General features: G+C 65.6%; 20 protein-coding genes and 1 tRNA gene. 6 read left to right on the top strand and 15 right to left on the bottom strand.

Annotated features, from left to right (window positions below; translation table 11 throughout):
• Window positions 1-32: 32 nt before the first annotated feature.
• A complete protein-coding gene (locus ACTAQI_RS19975; protein ID WP_457948205.1) occupies window positions 33-1,472 on the bottom strand; it encodes a DUF222 domain-containing protein in 1,440 nt (479 codons plus the stop codon).
• Between the two features lie 110 nt (window positions 1,473-1,582).
• Here ACTAQI_RS19975 and ACTAQI_RS19970 point away from each other — a divergent pair.
• Window positions 1,583-1,672 (top strand) — tRNA-Ser (locus tag ACTAQI_RS19970).
• Between the two features lie 95 nt (window positions 1,673-1,767).
• On the opposite strand, the gene ACTAQI_RS19965 is transcribed toward ACTAQI_RS19970, so the two are convergent.
• The 12 genes from ACTAQI_RS19965 to ACTAQI_RS19910 all read right to left on the bottom strand — a co-directional run bounded on the left by ACTAQI_RS19965 (window position 1,768) and on the right by ACTAQI_RS19910 (window position 16,708).
• Window positions 1,768-2,802: a zinc-binding dehydrogenase gene (locus ACTAQI_RS19965; protein ID WP_457948203.1), complete on the bottom strand. Its 1,035-nt coding sequence runs from the start codon at window positions 2,800-2,802 to the stop codon at window positions 1,768-1,770.
• A 133-nt stretch (window positions 2,803-2,935) separates the two neighbouring features.
• Window positions 2,936-3,472 carry a GNAT family N-acetyltransferase gene (locus ACTAQI_RS19960; protein ID WP_457948201.1) on the bottom strand — a complete coding sequence of 179 codons (537 nt, stop codon included), beginning with the start codon at window positions 3,470-3,472 and terminating at the stop codon, window positions 2,936-2,938.
• Window positions 3,473-4,068: 596 nt separating this feature from the next.
• Complete coding sequence (locus tag ACTAQI_RS19955; RefSeq protein WP_457951115.1) at window positions 4,069-6,324, bottom strand: gluconokinase, GntK/IdnK-type; 2,256 nt, start codon at window positions 6,322-6,324, stop codon at window positions 4,069-4,071.
• Window positions 6,325-6,383: 59 nt separating this feature from the next.
• Window positions 6,384-7,613 (bottom strand): D-mannonate dehydratase ManD, encoded by a 1,230-nt coding sequence (gene manD / locus ACTAQI_RS19950; RefSeq protein WP_457948199.1) that lies wholly within the window; start codon window positions 7,611-7,613, stop codon window positions 6,384-6,386.
• 38 nt (window positions 7,614-7,651) lie between these two features.
• Entirely contained in the window at window positions 7,652-9,088 is a 1,437-nt protein-coding gene (locus ACTAQI_RS19945; protein ID WP_457948197.1) for a mannitol dehydrogenase family protein, read from the bottom strand.
• Complete coding sequence (gene uxaC / locus ACTAQI_RS19940; RefSeq protein ID WP_457948195.1) at window positions 9,085-10,488, bottom strand: glucuronate isomerase; 1,404 nt, start codon at window positions 10,486-10,488, stop codon at window positions 9,085-9,087. Before uxaC ends, ACTAQI_RS19945 begins: the two co-directional genes overlap by 4 nt.
• Window positions 10,489-10,491: 3 nt before the next feature.
• Complete coding sequence (locus ACTAQI_RS19935) at window positions 10,492-11,397, bottom strand: sugar phosphate isomerase/epimerase family protein (protein ID WP_457948193.1); 906 nt, start codon at window positions 11,395-11,397, stop codon at window positions 10,492-10,494.
• 4 nt (window positions 11,398-11,401) lie between these two features.
• A complete protein-coding gene (locus tag ACTAQI_RS19930; RefSeq protein ID WP_457948191.1) occupies window positions 11,402-12,565 on the bottom strand; it encodes a Gfo/Idh/MocA family protein in 1,164 nt (387 codons plus the stop codon).
• A complete protein-coding gene (locus ACTAQI_RS19925) occupies window positions 12,562-13,410 on the bottom strand; it encodes a sugar phosphate isomerase/epimerase family protein (protein WP_457948189.1) in 849 nt (282 codons plus the stop codon). The genes ACTAQI_RS19930 and ACTAQI_RS19925 overlap by 4 nt, the downstream gene beginning before the upstream one ends.
• A 2-nt stretch (window positions 13,411-13,412) precedes the next feature.
• Window positions 13,413-14,336: a carbohydrate ABC transporter permease gene (locus ACTAQI_RS19920; RefSeq protein ID WP_457948187.1), complete on the bottom strand. Its 924-nt coding sequence runs from the start codon at window positions 14,334-14,336 to the stop codon at window positions 13,413-13,415.
• Window positions 14,333-15,343, bottom strand: a complete 1,011-nt coding sequence (locus tag ACTAQI_RS19915) for a carbohydrate ABC transporter permease (RefSeq protein WP_457948185.1) — start codon at window positions 15,341-15,343, stop codon at window positions 14,333-14,335. Before ACTAQI_RS19915 ends, ACTAQI_RS19920 begins: the two co-directional genes overlap by 4 nt.
• A 6-nt stretch (window positions 15,344-15,349) precedes the next feature.
• Window positions 15,350-16,708 (bottom strand): ABC transporter substrate-binding protein, encoded by a 1,359-nt coding sequence (locus tag ACTAQI_RS19910; RefSeq protein WP_457948183.1) that lies wholly within the window; start codon window positions 16,706-16,708, stop codon window positions 15,350-15,352.
• Between the two features lie 218 nt (window positions 16,709-16,926).
• Between ACTAQI_RS19910 and ACTAQI_RS19905 the strand changes: the two genes are divergently transcribed.
• Window positions 16,927-17,979 carry a LacI family DNA-binding transcriptional regulator gene (locus ACTAQI_RS19905; protein WP_457948181.1) on the top strand — a complete coding sequence of 351 codons (1,053 nt, stop codon included), beginning with the start codon at window positions 16,927-16,929 and terminating at the stop codon, window positions 17,977-17,979.
• A 153-nt stretch (window positions 17,980-18,132) separates the two neighbouring features.
• On the opposite strand, the gene ACTAQI_RS19900 is transcribed toward ACTAQI_RS19905, so the two are convergent.
• Both ACTAQI_RS19900 and ACTAQI_RS19895 read right to left on the bottom strand, forming a co-directional pair.
• On the bottom strand, window positions 18,133-19,380 hold the full coding sequence (locus ACTAQI_RS19900; protein ID WP_457948179.1) for an FAD-dependent oxidoreductase: 1,248 nt from the start codon (window positions 19,378-19,380) through the stop codon (window positions 18,133-18,135).
• The gene (locus tag ACTAQI_RS19895; RefSeq protein WP_457948177.1) at window positions 19,373-20,665 is read right to left on the bottom strand and encodes an MFS transporter; all 1,293 of its coding nucleotides are present in this window, start codon (window positions 20,663-20,665) and stop codon (window positions 19,373-19,375) included. Before ACTAQI_RS19895 ends, ACTAQI_RS19900 begins: the two co-directional genes overlap by 8 nt.
• A 48-nt stretch (window positions 20,666-20,713) precedes the next feature.
• Between ACTAQI_RS19895 and ACTAQI_RS19890 the strand changes: the two genes are divergently transcribed.
• The 4 genes from ACTAQI_RS19890 to ACTAQI_RS19875 all read left to right on the top strand — a co-directional run bounded on the left by ACTAQI_RS19890 (window position 20,714) and on the right by ACTAQI_RS19875 (window position 24,372).
• On the top strand, window positions 20,714-21,520 hold the full coding sequence (locus ACTAQI_RS19890; RefSeq protein ID WP_457948175.1) for an IclR family transcriptional regulator: 807 nt from the start codon (window positions 20,714-20,716) through the stop codon (window positions 21,518-21,520).
• A 118-nt stretch (window positions 21,521-21,638) separates the two neighbouring features.
• The gene (locus ACTAQI_RS19885; protein ID WP_457948173.1) at window positions 21,639-22,769 is read left to right on the top strand and encodes a cupin domain-containing protein; all 1,131 of its coding nucleotides are present in this window, start codon (window positions 21,639-21,641) and stop codon (window positions 22,767-22,769) included.
• The gene (locus ACTAQI_RS19880) at window positions 22,769-23,614 is read left to right on the top strand and encodes a fumarylacetoacetate hydrolase family protein (protein ID WP_457948171.1); all 846 of its coding nucleotides are present in this window, start codon (window positions 22,769-22,771) and stop codon (window positions 23,612-23,614) included. Before ACTAQI_RS19885 ends, ACTAQI_RS19880 begins: the two co-directional genes overlap by 1 nt.
• A complete protein-coding gene (locus ACTAQI_RS19875; RefSeq protein ID WP_457948169.1) occupies window positions 23,614-24,372 on the top strand; it encodes a maleylpyruvate isomerase family mycothiol-dependent enzyme in 759 nt (252 codons plus the stop codon). Before ACTAQI_RS19880 ends, ACTAQI_RS19875 begins: the two co-directional genes overlap by 1 nt.
• Window positions 24,373-24,415 lie beyond the last annotated feature (43 nt).

The following is a 24,415-nucleotide window of genomic DNA, read 5'->3' as shown; positions in this document are numbered from 1 at the left end:
CGGGGTTTCATGGCGCATGGTTCGACGCCGCGTCAAGAGACAAGATGCTCAAGGAGCGCTTCCTCGAGGAGGCTTCGTTCGCCGGGGAGGAATCCCGAGGGCCATTGGGTTGGTTCCCAGTCCTGGTGCTCGCTTTTGTAGTGCCGGCCTGTGGGTGAGGTCCAGCCGGGTGGTTCGTTTTTGCTGGCCGGGGTGGGTTTCCAGCCTGTGGTGTGGCGGAGTTTGTGGTGTTTGCGGCAGGGCTGTCCCAGGTTGCTGATGCCCGTGGTGCCGCCGTTGGCCCAGGCGAGGATGTGGTCGGCGTCGTTGTCCAGGGAGTTGTTGCTGCAACCGGGGAACGGGCACTTGCCGTCCCGCATCCTCAGCCAGGCCCGCATCGCTTTCGTGATTCGGTAGCTGGTCCTGCCGATCTCCAGCGGCGCCCCGTCCCGTGGATCCACCAGCACCCGGTAAAACGACCCCGCACCGTTCGCGACGAGCCGCCGTGCCATGGACGCCGGGATGGGCCCATACCCGTCCAGCATGGCCGGTTCATCCGTCATGCCCGACAGGGAGAGCACCGGGACGGTGACCAGGACCTGGGCGCGGATTGGTGACGACGGGAAATCTGTTCCTTCAACGGTCACGGCTGCGGTATCGCGGGCGTCCGTGCTGGTGGGAGTTCCGCTGCCAAGAACCGCGTCGGCAAAGGTGTCCGCCCGCAGTTGGGCCATGCTGCGGGACTCGTCCGGTCCCTGCATTCCCCTGGCGATAGCCGTGAGCCGGTTCCACCCAGCCACCGCCTGGTCCGCTGGGACGTACGCGGAGAGCCAGGCCATGCCGTCCTGGTCAGCCCGGAGCTCCACCCTCCGGTCAGCAACTCCCTTGGCGTGCCGCTTCTCGATGCTCTCGGCGTGGTGGCGTTCCCGCCAGGTGCGGGCCTTGGCCCTGAACCGATGCGCGGGCATCTCCCCCACCGGGCAGCCCCTGGCCGGGTCCAGCGCGTCGGGATCCATGAAATGGGCTTCCAACGCCGCGGCCCCCGCAGGATCAAGGCTCGCCGTTTCATCTGCCATGGCCACCGCATGGCTCCAGGACAGAACCCCGGCCTGCAGTGCAGCAAAGGTCCGCGGCAACGTCGCTGTCAGGGCGTGGGACGTGCCCAGGAACGACGCCGCAGCCCGCGGCCCCAGTGCCAGCACGCACCCGATCTCGGCCGCGACCGCCATCTCCTGCGCCACCACCGGCACATCCGGCCCCGCAACAGCCCAGGCAGTCTCCGCATGCCGCACCGCGGCTTTCGCTTTTAGCCCCGCGATCCCGGCCTCGACCTCCCGGGACCGGGCCAGAACGTCCAGGCAACCATCCGCCAACCCCGCCAACGGGTCAGCCTTCGAAAACGCCTCTGAGCCCGCCCCATCAACTTCTGTGTTGAGCACAGTGAGGGCAGCCTTGATGTCCTCAAACGCCTTCGCCACCGCCGCTTTCCCCATAAACCCATCATGACAAGGGGGTACGACATTTGAGATCAGCTGCGGGACCATCGGCTTGGTGTACCCACGTTTTGGGGATGCAGGCCTTGCTCCGGTACCCTATTGAGGTTGGTGACGTGTCCGAGCGGCCGAAGGTGCAACACTCGAAATGTTGTTTGGTGTAAAAGCCAACGTGGGTTCAAATCCCACCGTCACCGCCAAAGAGAAAGGCCCTGTTTCCCTTGTAAACGAAGGGAGCAGGGCCTTTTCTCATCCCGGAAGGAAGCGGCCTAACGGGCTGTCGACGACGAAAGCGTCAGCGCGTCGGATCAATCATCGTCATGCCCGCGACATTCGCGGTGTCGAGCCGTGGCAGCATGCCGGCTGCCTCCTCCAGCCCGATGACGCGTTCGATGAGCTTCTGCGGTTCGAGCGCCCCCGATTCAATCAGGGCAAGCATCCCGGGATAGTCCGCCGCGGCCATTCCGTGGCTTCCAAAGACGTCCAGTTCCCACGCGATCACCCTTGCCATGGGCACACGGGGATGACCGTCGACGGGCGGCAGGAGCCCGATCTGCACGTGCCGTCCGCGGCGGCGAAGGCTCAGGAGCGCGTCGGCGCACGTCTGCTCACTGCCCACGGCATCGATGGAGATATGGCTTCCTCCCGTCAGTGCATGCACCTGCGGCGGGATATCTGAGCCGTCTGCAACCAATACGTGGTCGGCACCGAGGGACGCCGCCACATCGAGGGCAGCCGGGTTCCGGTCAACAGCGATGACCTTGCCGCCAAGTGCCTTGGCGATCATGACGGCGCTGAGCCCCACCCCGCCTGCCCCTACGACAGTGACCCATTCATCGGCAGCAAGGCGGCCCCGGCCGGTAAGCGCACGGTAAGCAGTCGCGAACCGGCATCCCAGGCTGGCAGCTGCCTCGAAGGTGACCCCTTCGGGGATCGCCACGAGATTGGTATCCGCGGCGTGAATCACCACCTGCTCGGCAAAGGAACCCCAGTGGGTGAAGCCAGGCTGTTGCTGCTCCGGGCAAACCTGCGCGTTGCCGGCAAGGCACCACTCGCAGGTGCCGCAGCCCTCAACGAATGGTGCGGTGGCCCGGTCGCCGACCGTCCACTTCGTCACTCCCGGACCGACACTGACGACGACGCCGGCGAACTCATGGCCGGGGACGTGTGGCAGGGCAATTTCGTCGTGGCCGGCCCACGCGTGCCAGTCGCTGCGGCAAAGCCCGGTAGCGACGACGCTGATGACGACGCCGCCCACCGGCACCTTTGGCTCTTCAACCTCCCGGACAGCCAACGGCCCTGCTATCTGGTCCAAGACAATCGCGCGCACATGACCTCCCACATATCGACTTCGCCCGTTTGCATCCATCCGCGGGTCCGGCCGACATCTTCGCATGTGTCGTCGAGGCATTGGTAGCCGCAAAAGCAACTACTCTCCCCGGCCCACCGAAACCGTGCGGCAGTCAGAGAATCCGCTGGTACATGCGGTGGTCCTGCCACTGGCCGGCTATTTGTAGGTACGCACGCGCCGTACCGTAGGCCTCAAATCCGTTCTTTTCCAGCACTCTTTGCGAAGCAACATTGTGCACCAGGGTGGCGGCTTCGAGGCGGTGGAGTCCGAGATTATCTTTCGCGATGTCCAGGGCCGCGGCCACCGCCGCAGTCATGAGCCCCCTGCCCTGGAAGGATCGGGAGATCCAGTAGCCGAGGTGGGCGTTCTGGAACGCACCGCGCACAATCGAGCTGAGGGTCAGCAGGCCCAGGATGCCGTCATCACGTGCCAGCACCATGGAGAGCGCTGTGCCTGAATCACGTTCAGCCCGCCGTCTTTGAATCACCGCGCGCTGCCCCTCGACTGTGTAGAACTCCTCTGCCCTGACCGGTTCCCAAGGGGCAAGGTGGACTCGGTTCGTTTGGAACGCCGCAGCCAGCGGCCCTGCGTCCGCCGCCTTGACGGGACGGAGGACAATGCCATCAGCGAGTTCACAGGAGGAGTCCACGTGTTCACACTACATAGGCGGGATGGGCGGCCGGTCCGAACAATTTACGCCTGCCTAACGTCGGGCCAATTGTCGTAGTGATCAGGCAGGATAGGGTCTCAACCAGTCAAGTGTCTGGAATAAAAACCCTTAGGGAGAATCCAGGGCGGGAATGAACGAATTCTTTACTGCCGCTTGTGAAAAGGGCGTGCTGCAGTTGCGGTGGACACCGGAAGTCCTCATAACGTACGACATTGCCGTCCGGGCTGCCCGGGTCCTGGAAGGCCTCAGCGGCGGCCGGGTCCTGCCTCTTCTCGTTGATCTCGCAGGAGTGGCCGGGATTGACCCCGGAAGCCAGGGCCGGCATGAACGCTTACCGCGGGTTCTCCGCTGTGGCGCTCATTGGGGATGGTCCCATGGGCAAAGTTGTGGCGGCGTTTTCCCAGCGGTCCCTGACTCCTACGGCCTACTTCACCAGCGAACCCGTTGCCCTTACTTGGTTATCGGAGCAGCGCAGCCGGACCGGCAAGCCAGACAGGGCACAGCAAAGGGAGCGCTGAGAGCGGCTGCGGTCACTGCGGTTTCGACGGCGGCGCCCTCCCACAAGCACAGTAGTGCTACAGCCGGGTGTCAAACGACCCGCAGAACACGTTGTCGTTGAACGTGCCCTGGAACTCCGATTTGCCCTGGATCTTTTCCACCGCAGCCCGAATGGCCTCCCGCGTCCCTGCATGCGCGTGGATGGCCGTCTTGACCATGGGCACGTCGATCAGGTGGTTCGGCTGGTTGAGGGACACGAACACCGTGGGCACCTCCGTGACGTACCACGGGATTTCCGCTGCCATCGGCGAAGACCACTTGATGCGGATTGCCGCCTCCTGCGCAAAGCCCTTCACATTGGCAAAGACAAAGGCAGCGTCGTACTTGTCCGCGTAGTCCCCTGTGGCCTCTTCGGAGATGATGGACATAAAGTTCACCCCGGTCTCCCCCGCAGCCTCGCGCTGCTCGGCAGTACGGAACAGATGCACCTCGAAGCCGGCAGCCTCCAGTTCCTCCTTCACCACCTCCAGGTAGGCCAGCGGGTCGGCACGGGTGAAGTCGGCGCCACCGGAAATGCCGTACAAACGGATCCGCGGATGGGTGGCCGGGGTGATGGGCAGGTTCCCTGCGGTGTCCTTAACCAGGGTCACCGTCTTGTCGGCAATCCCAGCGGCGATGGCCCGGTGCTCGGCGGATCCAATGACGGCAAGAGCCCCGGCAGTCGGCACCAGCTGGTCCGCAGCTTTCAGGTGCAGTCCCAAGGACGCCTTCAGCCCAAGGATCCGCCGCAGCGCATCATGCAGCCGCTGCTCGGTGATGATGCCCGATTTGTACCCGTCCAGCATGTACTGGAAGTCCTCGGCTGGATTCCGGAAGAACAGGAACATGTCGCAGCCGGCGGCAATCGTGGCCGGTACCAGGTCCTTGCGCTTCTTCGCCTGCGTCAGGCCCACCATCTGAGAGGCGTCGGTGAGCACCAGCCCGTTGAAGCCAAGCTCGCCCCGCAGCAGGTCCTGCAGCAACTCCGGGGACAACGTGGCCGGCAAAATTTCGGCATCCGAAAGACGCGGCCGGAAATGCCGGGAGACTTCCGGCGCGCCAATGTGGCCCACCATGATGGACTGCACGCCGTGCGCAATCATCTCCCGGTACACGTGCCCGTACGTCCGGTCCCACTCCTCGTAGCCAAGGGTGTTGTAGGACGTCACTACGTGCTGGTCCCGCTCATCGATGCCGTCGCCGGGGAAGTGCTTCATGGCACAGGCCGTGGGCGATTCGCTGATGCCGTCGAAGTATTCCTTGGCCCGCTCCACCACGACCTCTGGCGTATTGCCAAATGAACGAGTGGAAATGACCGTGTTCCGCCAGTTGTAGTGGATGTCCACGATCGGCGCGAAGGCCCAGTTGCAGCCCAGTGCCGCCGTCTCAACGCCTGCGACCTGGCCCATTTGCCGGGCGATGTTCTTGTCCGGGTGCGAGCCCGCCTGCAGGTGCGTGGACACGAACGTGCCATCGTCGCAGCTGCCGGCGCCGCCCATCTCCGGGTTGGACGCAATCAGCAGGGGAATTCGGGTCTTGGACTGTGCGTAGCGGATGTGTTCCTGGACCGCGGCTGAAGGACCGGGCCGATAGCGCATGCCGCCCACGTGGTAGTTCTCCAGCACCCCGTCGAGGTACTCCGGCGAGTAGTCGTTGTTGTGGTTGATGAACAGCTGCCCGATCCTTTCCTCGAGCGTCATGGCACCAATGGTGCCCTCCACCCAGGCGATGGCGTCGGCGTCGAGATTGAACGGCGCTGCCGCGAGGTCGACGTCGAACTGGCGCGGCGCGGTGCCCCGGGCACCGTTGGCGGGACGTACGACGCCGGCAATCGCCTTGAGTGCCTGGGCCACCACTTCCGGGACGGGCGCGGAGATGTCCACCACCACTCCGGATTCGTCTTCCCGCAGCGGTTCCAGGGTGGCGAGCTGGGATTCCAGCAGCGCGGGAGGCATGAAGTGCCCGGTCCGTCCTTCGGTCCGGGCCTTCAGAACCTCCTTGCTGCCGTTCAGGTGCAGGAAGATGGTGTCCGGGGCCTGTTCCCGGATGGCGTCGCGGTAGCTGCGGCGAAGGGCCGAGCAGGCCAGGACCAATCCGCCGTTGCCCGCAGCTGCAAGCCTGCTGCCGACCGTTGCCAGCCAGGGCCAGCGGTCCTGATCCGTCAGCGGCGTGCCGGCTGCCATCTTGGCCACGTTTTCCACGGGGTGGAGGGAGTCGCCGTCAAGGAACGGGACCCCCAGTTCGCGGGCCACGAGGTCGCCGATGGTGGTCTTGCCGCATCCGGAGACGCCCATCACCACCACACGGGGTTTGGCAGGGGCGGGTTTGTTGTTGCTCACCGAAATTGTCCTTCTTACCAGTCGTGGACGGTGCCGTCGACCAGGCGGTTGTAGGGCAGGTAGGCCTGCTGGTACGGATAGGCTGCGGCGGCTTCTTCGTTGAATTCAACGCCGATCCCGGGCTTGTCGCCCGGGTGCAGATACCCGTCGGAGAAGGTCATGGACTGCTCGAAGACCTCGTTGGTCTTGTCCGAGTGCTGCATGTACTCCTGGATCCCGTAATTATGGATCGCCAACCCCACGTGCAGCTGCGCCGCGAAGCCCACCGGGGAAATATCCGTAGGGCCGTGGAACCCGGACTTGATCTGGTACTGCGCGGCGAAATCCATCACCTTCTTCAACGGCGAAATCCCGCCGAAGTGCGTGGACGCCGCCCGGACATAATCGATCAGCTGTTCCTTGATCAGCGTCTGGAAGTCATACACGGTGTTGAAGATCTCCCCGATGGCCAGCGGCGTGGTGGTGTGCTGGCGGACCAGGCGCAGCCCCTCCTGGTTCTCCGCCGGCGTGCAGTCCTCCAGCCAGAACAGGTCATACGGCTCCAGCGCCTTGCCCAGCCTCGCCGCCTGGATCGGCGTCATCCGATGATGCCCGTCATGCAGCAACGGGAGCTCCGGGCCGAACTCATTCCGCACCGCCTCAAACACCGTCGGCAAATGCCGCAGATACGCCCGGGTGTCCCAGTCCTCCTCCACCGGGAACGCACCCCGCCCGGCCGGCTCATAGTCATACCGCTCCCCCGACGCCTGCGCCTGCGCCGCCACCCCGTACACGGCCTTGATCCCCGGCACCGCCGTCTGGATCCGGATCGACTTGTACCCCAACTCCAAATGCTCCCGCACCGAATCAAACAGCGACTCAATATCCGAACCCGACGCGTGCCCGTACGCGCGCAACCCGTTCCGCGACGCACCACCGAGCAGCTGGTACACCGGCAGCCCGGCCACCTTGCCCTTGATATCCCACAACGCCATATCCACCGCGGCGATCGCCGCCATCGTCACCGGACCCCGCCGCCAATACGACGACCGGTACAGGAACTGCCACGTATCCTCAATCCGGTGCGGATCCTTCCCGATCAGCAACTGCGCCACATGCTCCTTCAAATACGCGGCAACAGCCAACTCACGCCCATTCAACGTGGCATCACCAATCCCGGTCACACCATCCTCCGTAGTAATCCGCAACGTCACGAAGTTCCGGGACGGACTGGTAACAAACACCTCGGCGGCAATGATCTTCATGGGACTAACTGTTCCTTCCGGAAGTAAAAAAGCAGGGTCTAAAGACGTGTTGGGGTGGCGGAATGTGCCGCTGTGGCTGTGAAGGATCCGCACAGACCGTGGACCAGGGAAACAACGCCAGGGTCCTCGGCGATGTCCGCACTGACCAGGCGAAGCAGGGCCCGGACCCTCTCGCTGCCTTCCAGCGCATTTGCCTCGCGGATCCCGGACGCCAGCGGGTCCTGGAAGTCCTGCGCGGCCGCCACGTAGTCGATCCATGCGGCAAGCATCAGGGCGGCGCCGGAACCGCTGCGGCCGCTGGCCCGTTCCGCCGCCATGACGGGCACGGCGCGCATCCGCAGCTTTGTGGTGGCGTCGGCAGCGATCTGGGCCAGCCGGTGGGCGATGCGGGCATTCCCGAACCGCTCCAGCAGGGCCTGCCGGTATGCAGGAATGTCCAGCCCTGCAGCCTGCAGGTGGTTTGCGGCCTCATCCCAGAAGTCCTCCACTGCCTTACGGCAGGCCGGGTCGGCCAGGGCCTCGGCTACGGTTGCGTGCCCGCGGAGCTGCCCGGCGTACGCCAGGATGGAGTGCGACCCGTTGAGGAGCCACAGTTTGCGGTTCTCGTATGGCTCGATGTCATCAACAACGACGGCGCCGGCATCCTCCCAGCGCGGCCTCCCGGCCGGGAAGCTTCCGCTGAGCACCCAGTTCCGGAAAGGCTCGGCCACCACCGGCGAGCTGTCACTGTAGCCGCACCGCTCTGCCACCTCCGAGATGTCCGCGTCAGTGGTCCGCGGTGTGATCCTGTCCACCGAGGTACTGACGAAGCTGACGTTCGCCCCGATCCACTCCCCCAAGCCAGGCCCCCAGGCCGACGCCATGCCCAGGACTGCCTTTCGGGCAACGTCGCCATTGGCCGAAAGATTGTCACAACTGACGACGGCGAGTGGTCCCGCACCGCTGCCCATACGGCCGGCCAGGGCCAGCACCAGGCGCCCCAAAGGTGTGCCTGGCACCCCCGTCCTCCCGGAAGTGGAAGTCCCCCCGGACGCTGCTGCTGCCAGCGCGCGGAGGTCAGCCGCCACGGCCGGTGCGTCGGCGTCGAACGTTCCATCCGCGGCCAGCCCGTAGGCTGCCTCGGTGATGGTCAGCGTGACAATGGCGGTCTCCTTCGCCGCCACAAGCTCGCTGAGCCTGGCGACGTTGGCGCCATCCACGGCCTCGACGATGCTGCCCACCACCTCAAAGCTGTCGCCACCAGCGGACCGCTCCACCAACGTATAGAGGCAGTCCTGTGCGGACAGCGCCTCCGCAGCGTCGGGCCGGCGGCCGGTGAACGCCGCAATGCCCCACTCCGCCGCGTCCGGCGCATGCTGCGTGTACCAGGCCTGGTGGGACCGGTGGAATGCCCCCAGGCCGAGGTGCACGATGCGCACCGGGGCCTTGGGCAGCGGCTTGAGGCTGCGGCTGAGTGCAGGCGGCGCGGCGTTCACAGCTTGAACACCCGCCGCGGTGAGGCATCGATGATGTCCACAATCACCTCGTGGGCCCGCTCTTCGGTGATCCGGTGCTCGGCCACCAGCCGGGCCAGGAAGGAAGCCTCGATCCGCCGGGCCGTGTCGTGGCGGGCTGGAATGGAGCAGAACGCCCGGGTGTCGTCGATGAACCCTGATGACCGTGAGAACCCTGCCGTTTCCGTCACCGCCGAGCGGAAGCGGAGCATGGCGTCCGGTGCATCCAGGAACCACCATGGCGCTCCCAGGTACACCGAGGGGTAGAAACCTGCCAGCGGGGCCAGCTCCCGGGAAAACACCGTCTCATCCAGGGTGAACAGGACCAGGTGGAAGTCCTTGGCCGTCCCGAAGTCCTGCAGCAGCGGGCGCACGGCCTCCGTGTAGTTGACCGCCACCGGGATGTCATGGCCGGTGTCCGCCCCGAAGGCTTCGAACGTGGGCGCGTGGTGGTTGCGGAATGAGCCGGGATGGATGGTCATGACCAGCCCGTCCTCCACCGACATCCGCGCCATCTGGTAGATCATGTGCGCTTCGAAGGCGTTCCTGTCCGCAGCACTCGCCTGGCCTGCCCTGCCGCGCTCAAACAGCCGCTCCGCCTCGGCAACGTCCAGCTTCAGCGTGGTGGGCGTGAACACGCCGTGGTCAGCGGACACAGCCCCGCGCTCCACAAAGTGGCGGCGGCGCGCTTCGAGGGCCTTGATATAGCCTGCATACCCCGAGGAACCCTCCCCGGCAGTGGCAATGAGGCGCTCAACGTTGTCCTGCCAGGCCGGATGCGCCATGTTGAGGTACTGGTCGGGGCGGAAGGTAGGGAGCACGCGGGCGGCGAACGAGGGGTCTGCGTGCAGGGCGGCGTGGCTGTCCAGCGAGTCCAGGGGGTCATCCGTGGTGGCGAGCACCTCGATGTTGAACTCTTTGAACAGCTCGCGGGGCCGGAAGCCCGGCTCGGAGAGTTTGGCCTGCAGGGCGTCGTAAAGCCGGTCCGCGTTCTCCGCGGACGGTTCCTCCGCCAGGCCGAACACGTGGGCGAACTCCTGCCGGATCCAGTAGCCGGACGCCGTTCCTTCAAAGTCCGGCCAGGCGTCACAGAAGTGGCGCCACACCTGCCGCGAATCAGCAGGCCGGCTGCCCAGGCCCAGCTGGTCCATGGAGACACCGCCGGCATGGATCAGCCGGGTGACGTAGTGGTCAGGAGTGACCAGGAGAGCGGCCGGGTCAGGGAAGGGGGTGTTCAGTTCGATGACCGCCGCGTCCACGTGCCCGTGTGGCGAGATAATGGGGAGCCGCTCCACCTTTTCGAAAAGCGACCGCGCGATGTCCCGGACACCGGGATCGGCCGGCAGCAGCCGGTCCGGGTGGTCGGCTATGGGTTGGCGCATGGCTCAACGCCTCCCCGCCGGGACGGAGAGCCCGGCCAGGGCAGCCGTGGAGCGGAGGTAGTCAAGGTTGTCAACCGTCCGCTGGGCCAACGGGTGCTCGGTGGAGAAGTCCTCCACGGTCACCCATCCGTCGTAGCCGAACGCAGCGAGCGCCTTGAAGTACTGCAGCACGCTGCCCTGGCCTGAACGCAGCGGAGCCCACTCGTTCCGGTAAATGGCGGCTCCGGATTCGTCGGTTTCACCGCTGTTGACCCACATGGCGTTCTTCACGTGCACGTGGGCCAGGTAGTCGCCCAGGAGCTCGAATGCAGGGAGGTAGTCCTCCTGCCCTTCGATGAGCAGGTTGCCCAGGTCATGGATGACGCCCACATGGCGCGCATCCAGTCCGTCCAGCAGGCGGAGCGCGGACGAGGCGGAAGCGGTGATGGTGCGGTGGTGCAGTTCCACGAGGGCTTTGACGCCGTGGTGGGCAGCCCGCTCCGCGATCCATTCGAAGTCACGGCGCGCTCCTTCGAACAGTTCCGGGTAGGACGTGCCGCTGGCCGGTTCGTTGCCCCACGCCGCGGTTCCCAGCGGAGGTGTGGTTACCCGGACCTGGCGTGCGCCAAGCCTGGCCGTGGCAGCCAGCATCCGGTCCACATCCGCGTGGTTATCGCACCGGGCATATCCACCTACACCGGAGAACTCCAGGCCGGCGGCGCTGGTGATGGCGGCAATCCGGTCCAGGTGGTCTTCCATGCCGGTGAGCGGAACTGTGGCCTTGTTGCCGGCCCAGAAGCCCGGCTCGGCAGACTCAGCCTGGTCTGTAATGCGCCATTCAACGCCGTCCCAGCCCTGCTCAGCGAGGTGCTGTACTGCTTCTTCAGGGGTCCATTCGGGGGTTGATGCAGTAAATACTGAAAACTTCATGGTCTTAGGCGCTTTCTGCCGCGGTGCTGCCGGTGCGGACTTCAAGGTCGTTGTACTTGCCCGCCAGGACGTCGTCGAAGAGGACGGGCTGGCCCAGGGTGGCTGAAACGTAGACGGAGCGCACCGCCGCGAGCGCATTGACGGCGTCACTGACGGTGACACCCGGCTGCCTGCCGGCGGCGATGGCGCCCAGGATGTCCCGGTACTGCCGCACATGCCCGGCGGGGTAGACGGTGGGATCGGCGGCCTTGTAGTCCTCTTGCGGGTACTTGGCCAGTTCCTCGTCGGCCTGGTTGCCGCCGCCCTGAAGGCCCATGTCCGCGGATTCGCCGCCGGCGTCCCTGCTGTGGAAGTACTGCAGGCGGTCATTGTCCACCACGGCCGATCCTTCGGATCCCATGAGCTGGACACGAACGGTCAGCCCCGGATAGGCAGCGGTGGTGGCGTGCAGGACGGCCAGCCCGCCGTTTTCGAAGGTGACGGTAGCTACTGCCGTGTCCTCAACTTCGATGCGTTCGTGGGCCAGCCGGGCAGTGTGGGCGTGGATTTCCACGGGACGGCCCATGAACCACAGGAGCAGGTCCACGGTGTGGACGCCCTGGTTCATAAGGGCGCCGCCGCCGTCCATGGCCCAGGTGCCGCGCCAGTCGCCCGAATCGTAGTATCCCTGGCTGCGCCACCAGGCGACGGAAGCGATCGCAGACGTCAGCCGGCCGAAGCGTCCCTTGGCGATGGCGTCGGCTACGGCCACGCTTGACTGGTCGAACCGGTGCTGGCTGATCACCGATGCAACGATCCCCTTTTCCGCAGCTTTGTTGGCTGCGGCTTCGATCTCCTGGGCCTGGCTGAGGTCTACATCCAAGGGCTTCTCGATCACTACGTGCTTGCCGGCGGCCAGGACTTCCAGGCCTTGCTGGATGTGGAGGCCGCTGGGCGTTGCCAACGCCACCAGGTGGATGTCCTCCGCGGCGAACGCTTCCGCCTGCGTGGTGTACAGGGCAGGCCGTTCCCCGCCCTGCTTCTCAATAAAATCCGCCAGGGCCTCGGCCGCTGCGGGTATGGCGTCAATGAGTGCCACGATGCGGGTTTCCGGGAATTCGCGGAGGGCCACGGCGTGGGTGCGGCCAATGGTGCCGCATCCGGTGATGGCTACGTTCAGGGTGCTCATGCGGTCTGGACTCCTGCTTCTGCGGTGACTTTTGCGAAGGCTCGTGCTGCAATGCCGAAGGCGGTGGGGCCTGAGAAACCGCCCAGTCCGTGGGCTCCGGCCAGGTGCGGTTCCAGGGAGGCGAAGCCTTGGTACCCATCGGCCTTAAGCGCTTCCACGGTGGGGAGGAGGTCGCCGTCGCCTTCACCGGCCGGCATCACGTGGCCGTTGGCGAAGAGGGCGTCCTTGACCTGGAGGTACTCAAGGTGCGGGCGAAGCTTGGCGTATCCCTCGTCAAAGGGTTTGACCCCTACCTGGACGAAGTTCGCGGCATCCCATGCAACCTTCAGGGCGGGCGAGTTCACGGTCTCGATGATGTCCAGGACCCGGTCCGGGATGTCCCCGAAAATGTCCTTCTCGTTCTCGTGCAGGAGGACCACGCCGGCTTCCTCCGCAACGTCGGCAAGGGCGCGCATGCGCTCCATCACGGCATCCCGGATGCTCTCCACCTGTACCGACTCTCCGTAGTAGAAGGAGAAGATGCGGATGTACTTGGCACCCAGGGCCTTGGCGGCATTGGCCGCCCGGCGGAGGCGTTCCACCTCGTGCTCCACGGGCAGGCTGACATCCACCTTCCCGACGGGGGACGCAATGGCGGAAACCTTCATGTCCTTCTGGGCGAGCAGGGTTGCGAGGGACTGGAGCTGTTCGTCGCTGAGGTCCACGATGTTGGTGCCCCATGCGCTGCGGACCTCGATGTGGTTGGCGCCGAGAGCCTGCAGCACTGCGATCTGGATTGCGGGGTCGTCGTCGATCTCGTCGCCGAAGCCTGACAGCTGCCAGGTGACCTGGGTGGTCGAAACCATGGTTATTTAACTCCTCCGGCGGTCAGCCCGCCTACTAGGTAACGCTGGAAAATCAAGTAAAGAATGACCACCGGAGCAGCGCAGACCAGTGCCGCCGCCATCATCTGGCCGTAGAAGGGAATGGCGCCGCCTTCCTGGGAGGCACCAAAGATTTGGAGCGCGACGGCGGCGGTCTGGCTTTCCGGCCGGGTCATCACCGAGGCGAACAGCACGTCGTTCCAGCCGAGCAGGAACGCGAAGATGCCGGAGACAACGATGCCGGGCCAGCTGAGCGGCAGGATGATGCGGAAGAGGACCCCGAGGTGGGATGCGCCGTCGATCCGGGCTGCTTCTTCCAGCTCCTTGGGAAGCCCCCGGAGGTAGGTCACCATCACCCAGGTGGAGAACGGCATGGCGAACGTCAGGTAGGTGACGAACAGGCCCCACTGGGTGCCGATGACCTGGATCCCGAGATAGGTCGCAGCCGACGAAAACAGGACGAAGACCGGCAGCACCATCAGGGTGCCGGGCACGGACTGCAGAGCCAGCAGGCCACGGAGGATGGTCAGGCGCCCGCGGAAGGTGTAGCGGACCAGGACGAACGCCGTGGAGATGGACAGCGCCGCGGAGACCACTGCGGTGGCACCGGCCACCAGGACGCTGTTGGTCAGGCCGGTGGCGAGGCCCACGCTGGTCCAGATCTTCGAGTAGTTCTCAAACGTGACCGTTGATGGCCAGAACTCGCCATTGGCCACCCCGATGTCCGAATTCACGGAGGCCAGGAAGATGTAGAGCACAGGGATCAGGACCAGGGCGCCGAGGAAGACAAGGATGATAACGAGCAGGGGGCCGGGGAGCAGCCGCAACACCTCGTGCTGCCGGTGCGAGCCCGGACGGTCAACTGCGACACTTCGCGCGCTGCGCCGGGTGGCTGTAGTGGCGCTCATTTCTTCGCTCCTGGAGTCTCGGCGTCGTCAAGCTTCACGGCGCGCAGGTAAACGAACAGCGGGATGGCGATGAGCACCAGGGAAATGAAGGCCATGGCGGCGCTCAGGCCAAAGCGGAAGCTCTGGAAGCTGGTGACGTAGGTCAGGATGGGGAGGACTTCGACGTCGGCCGGGGCCGGGACGCCGAACAGCACAAACGGGAGGGTGAAGTTGTTGATGTGGTGCAGCATCCCGATCAGGAAGGCCAGCGCCAGCGGGCCCTTCAGGTAGGGGAAGATCACGTACCGCAGCTTGTTCCACCACAGTGCCCCGTCCAGGGCTGACGCTTCGTGCACTTCGTGGTCTACGGACTGCAGGCCGGACAGCGCCAGCAGGTAGATGAAAGGCCAGGAAGCCCAAATCTGGACCAGCACCAGCGTCCAGAAGGTCTGCGGGCCATTGAGCCAGAGCCCTACGTGGATACCCACGGTAGCCAGAGCCTCATCAACAATTCCGCCGGGCTGGAGCATGGTCCGCCACACGGTGGCCACCACGAAGGACGGGAGGACGTACGGGATGAGGAAGATCGAGCGGATCACTGCCCGGCCCTTGAACGCGTTCTGCGTGGCCACCGCGGCAGCGATGCCCAGCGGCAGCGTCACCACCATGGCCAACAGCGAGTAGCTGACACTGAGCCAGACAGCGTGCAGGAGGGGCGAAGCCGTGACTGCTTCAACGAAGTTTTCGACTCCGATGAGCGGCGCGCTGATCCACTTCCGCAGGGTGTACTGGTCCAGGTTGAGGACCGACATGTAAATGCCCAGCAGGAGCGGGAGCACGATGATGATGATCATCAAGGCTCCGCCGGGGATGAGCATCCAGAGCGGGCGGTTGCGTTCGCTCAGGCCCTTGCGGCGCAGGCCACCCTTGTGGCCGGGCTGTTGCCCATCGTTGTCGGTGTTCCGGGGCGCCCGGCCTGCGGCGGTATCCGCCGCAAGCCGGACTTCATGTGAGGCGTCGGTTGACATCAGAACTTATCCTTTGGAGGCCCGGTCCAGGGAAGCCTGGCCCTTGTTCTGGGCGTCCTTGATCCTTTGGTCCAGGGCGGAACCGTCTACTTTCCCCGCAGCCAGGTCCGGGATGGACTGCACGGTGACGTTGAGGAGGCCCAGCTGAATGTCGCCCCATGCACCGGTGAACGGAGTTGCCTTGGACTTGGCGGCGGCGTCGGCCACCGGCTTGAGCGTGGGATCTGTCAGGCTGGCGAGAGCCTCGGCGTTGGCCGGCAGGTCGCCGAAGGTCTTCTGGTAGTTCAACTGCTCATCCTTGGAGGTGATGAGCTTGATGTAGGCGAAGGCGAGGTCCTTCTGCTTGGAGTAGTCAGCCACCACCAAGTTGTCGCCGGACAGGATGCTGGCGGCGTCGCCGTCGGACTTGGACTGCGTCTCACCGGGGGCGATGGTGGGCATCAGGGTGTACGCGTACTTGCCGGCAACGGCCGACTTGTCGAGCGTGGGGATGGAGCTGGAGGTGGTCATCATGAGGTAGCCGGCTTTGCCGCTGGCGAAGGCGGCAACGGCGTTGCTGTTGCTCCAGCCCACCGATGCGGGGTCAACCACTTTGTCATTGGTCAGCCAGCCAAAATAGGTTTCGTAAGCCTTCTTGACGGTGGGGTCGTCCATCTTCAGCTTGTTGCCATCAACCAGCGGATTGCCTGCCTGCACGGACATGGCCCAGATGAACTTCCAGGGATCATAGTTGTCCTTGTAGCCGGTGGCGATGCCGTAGGTGTCACCCGTCGTCATCTTCTTGGCCTGGGCTGCCAACTCATCCCAGCTGGTGGCGGGCTTGTCAATGCCGGCCGCGGCCAGCAGGTCCTTGTTGTAGGCCATCACGAACGGGCGGCTCACGAAGGGGATGCCGGCCATGTGGTCTTTGTCCGGCCCGGAGATGCCGAGGGCGGCCTGGTTGAAGCGGTCCTTGCCGCCCACTTTCTTCCAGTCGTCGTCGGAGAGGGTGACAAATGCCTTGGTGGCGTAGGCCGTGGGAGTGAAGGTTGTGCCCAAGCCGTAGATGTCCGGGCCCTGCCCCGAGACGACCGACGTCTGGATCCGGGTGAGCTCATCGTTGGCCGAGGCGAACGTTTCGAACTTCACGTCGGCGCCCGTCTCAGCCTTGAACTTGGCAGCGATATCGCTCTGCCACTGCTTTTGCTGCTCCGGGTACTGGCTCAGGACGCCGGTCAAAACGTTCAGGGTCTTGCCCGTCCCGTCCACTTTGCCGTCCGCGTTCGTTGAGCCCCCGCCCCCGCCCGAGCTGGATCCGCAACCGGTCAGGGCGAGTGCCGCCGCCGTAACGATCGCCGCAAGCCCAGTAGTCGATTTAAACCTCATTGTTTTTTCTCCTCTAGGACACCCGCATGGCCACATCCGTCCTGTGGCGGAAATCACTGCAGGCGACTCGAAAGCCAGTCTAGGAAGGTGGCAAGCGCGTGGCAAGCGGTTGCCAAAAGTTGCCATAAGTGCTCATATGGATAAAGCAAAAGTCAGGGCACGCCGGCGGGAAACTGCGGACGGCGGTTCGTCCAGCCAGCAAGGAAAGGTCCACTGCCATGGCTGACCCGGGGACTACAGACACCGCCAGGGGCGTACCCAAAAGGGATGCCCGGCCGGACCGCCCGCCCACCATCCGCGACGTGGCCGAACTGGCTGGCGTTGCCACCTCCACGGTGTCGCGCGCCCTCGCCCGTCCAGACCGGGTCAACCCGCGCACCCGGGTAAGGATCGAAGAGGCGGCAGCGGAACTGAACTACGTGCCGAGCTCGCAGGCGCGCGGGCTCAGCTCCGGGCGAACCAACGCAGTAGCTGTGCTGGTGCCTGACATCACCAACCCGTTCTACTTCGACATCATCCGCGGCACCCAGCACCAGCTCAAGGCAGCCGGAGTCACCCAGCTCCTGGTTGACACCGAGGAGTCCAGCGAAATGGAACTGGACGCGCTGCATAAGATGCGCAAGTCCGCCGACGGTTTCATCCTTGCCGCCTCGCGCCTGACGGACGCCCAACTGGCGGAGGTCTCGCGGACGCAGCCGCTGGTCACCTTCAACCGGGCATCCACCAGCGCCCCGACGGTGATGATTGATACGCCGTCCGCCATCATCCAGGCGCTGGAGCACCTGGCCTCCTTGGGCCACCACAAGGTTTGTTACGTGGCCGGACCTCCCACTTCGTGGTCCAACCAGATGCGGTGGAAGGTCTTCGAGGAAGATGCGACCAAGCGCGGGATGGAGGTTCACCGGATCGGCCCCTACACGCCGAAAACGACGTCCGGGGCCGCGGCGGCGGACGCCGCGGTCAGGACGGGGGCAACGGCTTGCATCGTCTTCAACGACCTGCTGGCCATCGGCATGCTCCAGCGGCTGCAGGCCCGCGGCATCCGGGTGCCCGCCGACATGAGCATTATTGGGTCGGACGATATTTTTGGGGCGGACTTCTGCAACCCGCCCCTGACCACCATCTCCAGTCCCATCGAACAGGCGGGCAGGGTGGCGGTGTCCATGCTGCTGGCCCAGCTCAACCCGCTTGCAGGAAGTGCAACCCGCCAGCTGGCCGTCATGCCCACGCACCTGACCGTCAGGGAGTCCACGGGTCCCGCGCCCCAGTAACCGAATCCATTGCTCCAAAACTGCCGTTTTCAGCGGCCAAAAGGACAGGTACGGAGCAATCGATGGGTTGTTCCGCACCCAGCCCATGCAAAAGGCGGGCGTACGACGCCGGGAGCCACCCGCCGTCGTATGCCCGCCTTGGGAATGCGGTGCTTAGGCTTCCACCAGCTTGGCGCCGGCCGGAACCTCCGCCGGAGCGCCGGGCTCGTTACGGCCGTACAGCCAGTCGTTGTACTGGAAGTTGTTGTCGCCGCGGCTCTTGAACAGCATGTTCCGCAGGACGCGGGCCACGCCGTCCACGTGCCAGGACTCGCCCCAGATCCGGGCGGTCCGCTGGACCCGCGCGGTGCGGGCTGCACGGGTTTCGTTGAACTCGCGGAAGGCAGCTTCCCAGGCGCCGGCGTCGACGCCCTCGGGGGTGAAGACCTTGTCGCGGGCCACGTCCTGCAGGACGGCTGCGTCCTCCAGCGCCTGGCACGCACCCTGGGCCAGATACTGCAGCATGGGGTGCGCGGCGTCACCCATGAGTGCCATGCGGCCGGAGACCCAGTTCTCAATGGGATTGCGGTCGTACATGGGCCAGCGGATGCCGGTGGCCAGGTTCTTCAGGGCTTCCTGAACTGCGGGGACGCAGTCCTTGTAGGCTGCCTCGAGTTCGTCTACGCCGCCGTACTGCTCTTCGCCGCGTTCGAATGAAGGGGACTTGAAGACTGCCACGGTATTGAGCAGCTGGCCCTTGCGGAGCGGGTACTGGACCAGGTGGCAATTCGGGCCCAGGTAGACGATGACGTCCTCCAGGTCCGCGGCCGGCGTCTCCTCCGTGATGGGCACCGTTCCGCGGTACGCCACGTAGGCCGAGTTCACCGGACCGTCGTTGGCAACGGTGCCGCGGAGGGTGGACTTCAGTCCGTCCGCTGCCAGGATGGCGTCGGCTTCGAAGACCTCGCCCTTGGCGGTGTAGGCGCGGGCCCGGTCACCGTCGGTTTCCACCTTCTGTACCAGGACGTCGTTCACCAGGGTGACGCCGGCTTCCTGGCAGGCCTCCAGCAGGATCCGGTGCAGGTCGCTGCGGTGGATGACGACGTACGGGGCGCCGTAGCGTTCCTCGAACTCACCGCCCAGGGTCTGGCGGGTCAGTTCCTCGCCCGTTACCGCGTCGCGGAACACCAGGTGCTTGGGCTGGACGCCGATTTCCAGCGCCTTCTCCAGCAGGCCCCAGCGCTTGAGGACGCGGGAAGCGTTGGGGGCCATCTGCAGGCCCGCACCCACTTCACCGAAGGCCGGTGCCACTTCAACCAGGGTGACGTCCGCGCCGTTTTCGCGGAGCGCCAGGGCTCCGGCCAGTCCGGCCATGCCGCCACCAACCACCAGGACATCGGTGGACTCTTTGACGTTAGACATTGGAAACTCCTACTGCTGTTGATTTCTTGATTTTGATGCCGACTGCCGCGATCAGGACTGCTGCCGCGGCGGCTGCTCCGGCAAACGCCAGGAAGTTGGAATTGACGCCCAGGCCCGCTGCGAGCAGGAGCCCGCCGGCCTGCGGTGCGGCAACGGCGCCGATCCGGCCAACACCGAGCGCCCAGCCAAGGGCGGTACCGCGGAGGTGGGCCGGATAGTGGCTGGCCACCGCGGCGATGATCAGGCACTGGGTGCCATGCGTTCCCACGCCGGCAAGCACCAGCATGAAATAGACGACGGCGACGGGCGGCCCGGTCACCAGTACCACCAGGGCGACGGCGGCCACGGCAGCTGCCGCGATCGCCGTGGGAATGGGACCGAACCTGGTGCCGGCCCAGGCGGTCAGCACCGAGCCGGCCACGGCGCCCAGGTTGAGCGCCAGCGCGAACGTCAGGGCGGAGCCAAGGTTGTAACCGGCCAGCTGCATGAGGTTGGGCAGCCAGGTACCCAACCCGTACCAGGCGAAGAGGGTCACCAGCGTGCCGATGGCGAACAGCAGGCTGATGCCGAGGTACGGCGCCCGAAGGAGGGAGCCGAATCCCACGGAGTCCTTGGCCTCACTGCCGGCTGTGCCGGCAGGTTTGGGCGCCAGCGTCTCCGGCAGGTAGCGGATACCCAACGGGATCACCACCACCAGGGCGACGACGGCCACCAGGAACATCACGGGCCAGCCGATGGCCGGAATCAGCGGGATGCCCACCAGGGCGGCGATGGAGCCGCCGATGGGAACGCCGGACATCATCAGGGTGGCGATGGTGGACCGCCACTTTTCCGGCACCAGCTCGGCCACCAGGGCATTGGCGGAGGGCACCAGGCCACCCAGGCCGATGCCTGCCAGCAGGCGGAGGCCGCCGAAGACCGGCGCGTTGGGCGCGAAGGCGCAGAGGATGGTGAAGAGGGAGAACACCATGGCGCAGCCGATGATGGTGCGCCTGCGGCCCCAGGTATCGGACATGCGGCCGGCGAAGACGGCCCCGATCATCATGCCGATAAAGGCCATGGACCCGATGGTTCCGGCTGTGGCCTTGGTCAGGCCCCAGCCGGTGTCGCTGATGAGGGAGCCCTGGACGGTGCCATAGACGATCAGGTCATAGCCGTCGAAAACGACCAGCAGCCAGCACACCAGGACGGCGAGCACGGAACGCCGGGGGAACCCGGAAAGGCCTGCGCCCGGAGCGGGGGCGGCCATGCGCTGCGGCGCTGCAGCGGAAGTTGTGTGATTCATCCCACCACTGTGCTGGCAGTCCTACGGGCCCGCCCATAAGATTCTGTTATGCAGAATCTTCCGGCACGGCGGAAGCCCACCTACTCCATCGAGGCAGTGGACAACGCACTGCAGCTCCTCCAACTCCTGCGGGACGTGGGCAGCCTCCGGCTCAAGGACGCGGCCGCGGAACTCGGCGTGGCTCCCTCCACGGCGCACCGGCTCCTGGCCATGCTGGTCTACCGGGGATTTGCGGTCCAGGATGAGACGCGCCGGTACGTGCCGGGCCCGGCGATGGGTGCGGGGCCCGCGGGATTCAGCTGGACCCGGCAACTGCGGGACATTTCCCGGCCGCACATGGAACTGCTGTGTGCGCGCACTAACGAGACCGTCAACCTGATGATCCGGGTGGGCACCAAGGTCCGCTTCCTGGACACGGTGGAAAGCTCGAACATCCTGCGCGTCGGGGACCGCCAGGGCACCCTGCTCCCCGCGCACAAGGCCTCCGGCGGAAAGGCCATCCTGGCCGAGCTGGATCCCGCCGTGCTGGAGCAGCTCTTCCGCAGCCCGAACGCGGAGCTCGCGGGCGACTACATTCCCGATGCCGAGTACCCGGCCTTCCTGCGCGAACTTGAGTCCGTGCGGGCCAACGGATTCGCGGCCAACTTCGAGGGCACCGAGGAGGGCATCAGCGCCTTCGGAATGGCGCTGCACAACGGCAGCGGCATGGTGGTGGGCGCCCTGAGCGTGGCCACGCCGGTGGCCAGGTTCCGGCCGCTGTTCGACGCCGGACTGGTGGGCGTCATGATGGAAACCCGGCGCCAGCTGGAAATAGACATCGCAGCCAATCCGGTGGACGGGGCAGCCAGCGGCTGAACCTCTTCCAAGGGCCCATCGCATCAATTCTGCCAGCCAGAATATGTTGGAGATCACAGGCAGGCTTCCTTAGGGTCGAATCCACGTCGCAGTCAGTCCGCACGCAAGGAGAAGGCCAGTGTCGATCAGCGCTGAAAACCAAACGCACCAGTCCGTGGCGCAGGAACACCATGTTCCCGAACCCACCCCCGAGGAGGCTGCCCAGCTCGAGCAGCTGTACAAGGATTTCGATAAGGAAAACCTGATTCCGTTGTGGACGGAGATCGCGGACCTGATGCCCATGGTCCCGTCCCCCAAAGCAGTGCCGCATGTGTGGCGGTGGGATGACCTCTACCCGCTGGCCGCCCGTGCCGGGGACCTGGTGCCCGTGGGCCGTGGCGGGGAACGCCGCGCCATCGCACTGGCCAACCCGGGCCTGGCCGGGACGCCCTACGCCACCCCCACGCTGTGGGCAGCGATCCAGTACCTGGGCGGCCGCGAGACGGCCCCGGAGCACCGCCATTCGCAGAACGCCTTCCGCTTTGTGGTCGAGGGCGAGGGCGTGTGGACCGTGGTGAACGGGGACCCGGTCCGGATGTCCCGCGGCGACTTCCTGCTCACCCCTGGCTGGAACTTCCACGGCCACCACAACGACACCGACCAGCCCATGGCGTGGATCGACGGCCTGGACATCCCGTTCGTGCACTACGCCGACGCAGGGTTCTTCGAGTTCGGCACCGAGCGGGTCACCGACGAAGCCACCCCGGACATCTCCCGCTCGGAACGGCTCTGGGCCCACCCCGGACTCCGCCCGCTCTCCGGGCTCGATGACACCACCAACTCCCCCATCGCCGCCTACCGGTGGAAGTACACCGACGCCGCCCTGCGCGAACAGCTGCTCCTCGAGGATGAGGGCCACCCTGCCACCGTCTCCCAGGGCCACGCGGCCATCCGCTACACCAACCCCACCACCGGCGGGGACGTCATGCCCACCATCCGCGCCGAGTTCCACCGGCTCCGTGCCGGCGCCTGGACCGAGACCGTCCGCGAGGTGGGCTCCAGCGTGTGGCAGGTCTTCGAAGGCACCGGCACCGTGACCCTGAACGGCGAAACCCGGGTCCTGGCCAAGGGCGACCTGTTCGTGGTCCCGTCCTGGGCCGCCTGGTCCCTGCAGGCCGAAACCGAGTTTGATCTCTTCCGGTTCAGCGACGCCCCCATCTTTGAGCGCCTGAACTTCAACCGCACCTACATCGAAGGACGCACCAAGTAATGAAACTCCTCACCCTCCGCCTGAATTCCGGAGACACAGGCAATGGCAAGAGCACGACGGCGGTCCGCCAGGACGGCGGCACCCTCACCGAAATCCCGGGCTTCTCCGACGTCGGGGCCCTGCTGAAGGACCCCACCTGGGAAACCACGGCGAAGGCAGCCAACGGCGCAACGCACCCCTTGGACGGCGCCGACCTCGCCGCCGTCGTGCCGTCCCCCGGCAAGATCATCTGCGTGGGCCACAACTACCGCAACCACATTAAGGAGATGGGACGCGAGGTCCCCGAGCACCCCACCCTGTTCGCCAAGTACGCCGAATCCCTGATCGGCCCCAACGATGACCTCGCGCTGCCGCAGGAATCGGACACCGTGGACTGGGAAGCAGAGCTCGCCGTGGTCATCGGCAAGTCCGGCCGCCGCATCCCCGAAGCAGAGGCAGCCGAATACATCGCCGGCTACTCCGTGCTGAACGACATCAGCATGCGCGACTACCAGTTCCGCACCATCCAGTGGCTGCAGGGCAAGACCTGGGAAAAGTCCACCCCATTCGGCCCGGCACTGGTAACCAAGGACGAATTCACTGCCGGACCGCTGATGACCTCGGCCGTGGACGGCGAAGTCCAGCAGAGCACCCCCACCTCGGACCTGGTGTTCACGCCCGAATTCCTGGTCTCCTACATCTCCACCATCATCACCCTGAACCCGGGCGACGTCATTGCCACCGGCACCCCCGGCGGTGTGGGCCACGCCCAGGACCCCAAGCGCTACCTGCAGGAGGGCCAGGTCCTGGTGACCACCATCGAGGGCCTGGGCCAGCTGACGAACCGCGTGGTTAAGGAAGCCTGATGGTTGCCCGGCACGACCTGACCACCGACCCCGTCCTGCTCGACGGGCTGCTGCAGGCCCGGCGCGGCACCGCGTTCTTCGCCCGCAAGCTCAACGAGCTGACCGACGCGGAACTCGATGGGGACTCGCTGCTGCCGGGCTGGACCCGCCGCCACGTTGTAGCCCACGTGGGTTACAACGCCCGCGCCGTCGCCCGGCTGGTGGAATGGGCGGCCACAGGAGTGGAAACACCCATGTACTCCTCCGTTGAGGTCCGCAACCACGAGATCGACTTCGGCGCCACTCTGAGTCCCATCGCACTGCGGAACCTGTTCGACCATTCGGCGGTCCACCTGAACGTGGAATGGCGCGACCTGCCCGCCGACAACTGGCACCATAAGGTCAAAACCGTCCAGGGCAGGACCGTCCCGGCGGAAGAGACCGTGTGGATGCGCACCCGCGAGGTATGGGTGCACGCCGTGGACCTGGACAACGGGGCGACGTTCAAGGACATCCCCGCACCCGTCCTGGAACGGCTGCTCAAGGACATCACCGGGGCCTGGCACACCCGCGGCACCGACCAAGGGCTTCTGGTCAAGGTCACCGGCGCAGCGTCGCCGCTGACCTACGGTGACACGGCGGCTGCCTCACCCACCGTGGTTTCCGGTCCCCTGCCCGCCATCGCACAGTGGGCGACGGGCCGCGGCACGGACGGAACCACGGCAACGCGCGACGGCGGGTCGGTCACCCCGGCGCCGCCGGCGCCGGCCTGGATTTGACCGGAACCAGAAAACCGCACGGGAGGCGGGCCAGCACGGGCTG

It is taken from the genome of Pseudarthrobacter sp. alpha12b (assembly GCF_054130495.1).
The sequence above is the reverse complement of the archived record's forward strand: the minus strand, read 5'-3'. Positions and strand labels throughout refer to the sequence as shown.

Excerpts from the sequence above, each read along its gene's own strand:
- ACTAQI_RS19955 (WP_457951115.1), bottom strand. The coding sequence starts at position 6,324 with ATGGGCGTCTCCGGATGCGGCAAGACCACCATCGGCGACCTCGTGGCC.
- ACTAQI_RS19875 (WP_457948169.1), top strand. The coding sequence starts at position 23,614 with ATGGTTGCCCGGCACGACCTGACCACCGACCCCGTCCTGCTCGACGGG.
- ACTAQI_RS19920 (WP_457948187.1), bottom strand. The coding sequence starts at position 14,336 with ATGAGCGCCACTACAGCCACCCGGCGCAGCGCGCGAAGTGTCGCAGTT.
- ACTAQI_RS19935 (WP_457948193.1), bottom strand. The coding sequence starts at position 11,397 with ATGAAGTTTTCAGTATTTACTGCATCAACCCCCGAATGGACCCCTGAA.
- ACTAQI_RS19910 (WP_457948183.1), bottom strand. The coding sequence starts at position 16,708 with ATGAGGTTTAAATCGACTACTGGGCTTGCGGCGATCGTTACGGCGGCG.
- ACTAQI_RS19880 (WP_457948171.1), top strand. The coding sequence starts at position 22,769 with ATGAAACTCCTCACCCTCCGCCTGAATTCCGGAGACACAGGCAATGGC.
- ACTAQI_RS19975 (WP_457948205.1), bottom strand. The coding sequence starts at position 1,472 with ATGGGGAAAGCGGCGGTGGCGAAGGCGTTTGAGGACATCAAGGCTGCC.
- ACTAQI_RS19930 (WP_457948191.1), bottom strand. The coding sequence starts at position 12,565 with ATGAGCACCCTGAACGTAGCCATCACCGGATGCGGCACCATTGGCCGC.
- ACTAQI_RS19895 (WP_457948177.1), bottom strand. The coding sequence starts at position 20,665 with ATGAATCACACAACTTCCGCTGCAGCGCCGCAGCGCATGGCCGCCCCC.
- ACTAQI_RS19915 (WP_457948185.1), bottom strand. The coding sequence starts at position 15,343 with ATGTCAACCGACGCCTCACATGAAGTCCGGCTTGCGGCGGATACCGCC.
- ACTAQI_RS19925 (WP_457948189.1), bottom strand. The coding sequence starts at position 13,410 with ATGGTTTCGACCACCCAGGTCACCTGGCAGCTGTCAGGCTTCGGCGAC.
- ACTAQI_RS19890 (WP_457948175.1), top strand. The coding sequence starts at position 20,714 with ATGCAGAATCTTCCGGCACGGCGGAAGCCCACCTACTCCATCGAGGCA.
- ACTAQI_RS19900 (WP_457948179.1), bottom strand. The coding sequence starts at position 19,380 with ATGTCTAACGTCAAAGAGTCCACCGATGTCCTGGTGGTTGGTGGCGGC.
- ACTAQI_RS19905 (WP_457948181.1), top strand. The coding sequence starts at position 16,927 with ATGGCTGACCCGGGGACTACAGACACCGCCAGGGGCGTACCCAAAAGG.
- uxaC (WP_457948195.1), bottom strand. The coding sequence starts at position 10,488 with ATGCGCCAACCCATAGCCGACCACCCGGACCGGCTGCTGCCGGCCGAT.
- manD (WP_457948199.1), bottom strand. The coding sequence starts at position 7,613 with ATGAAGATCATTGCCGCCGAGGTGTTTGTTACCAGTCCGTCCCGGAAC.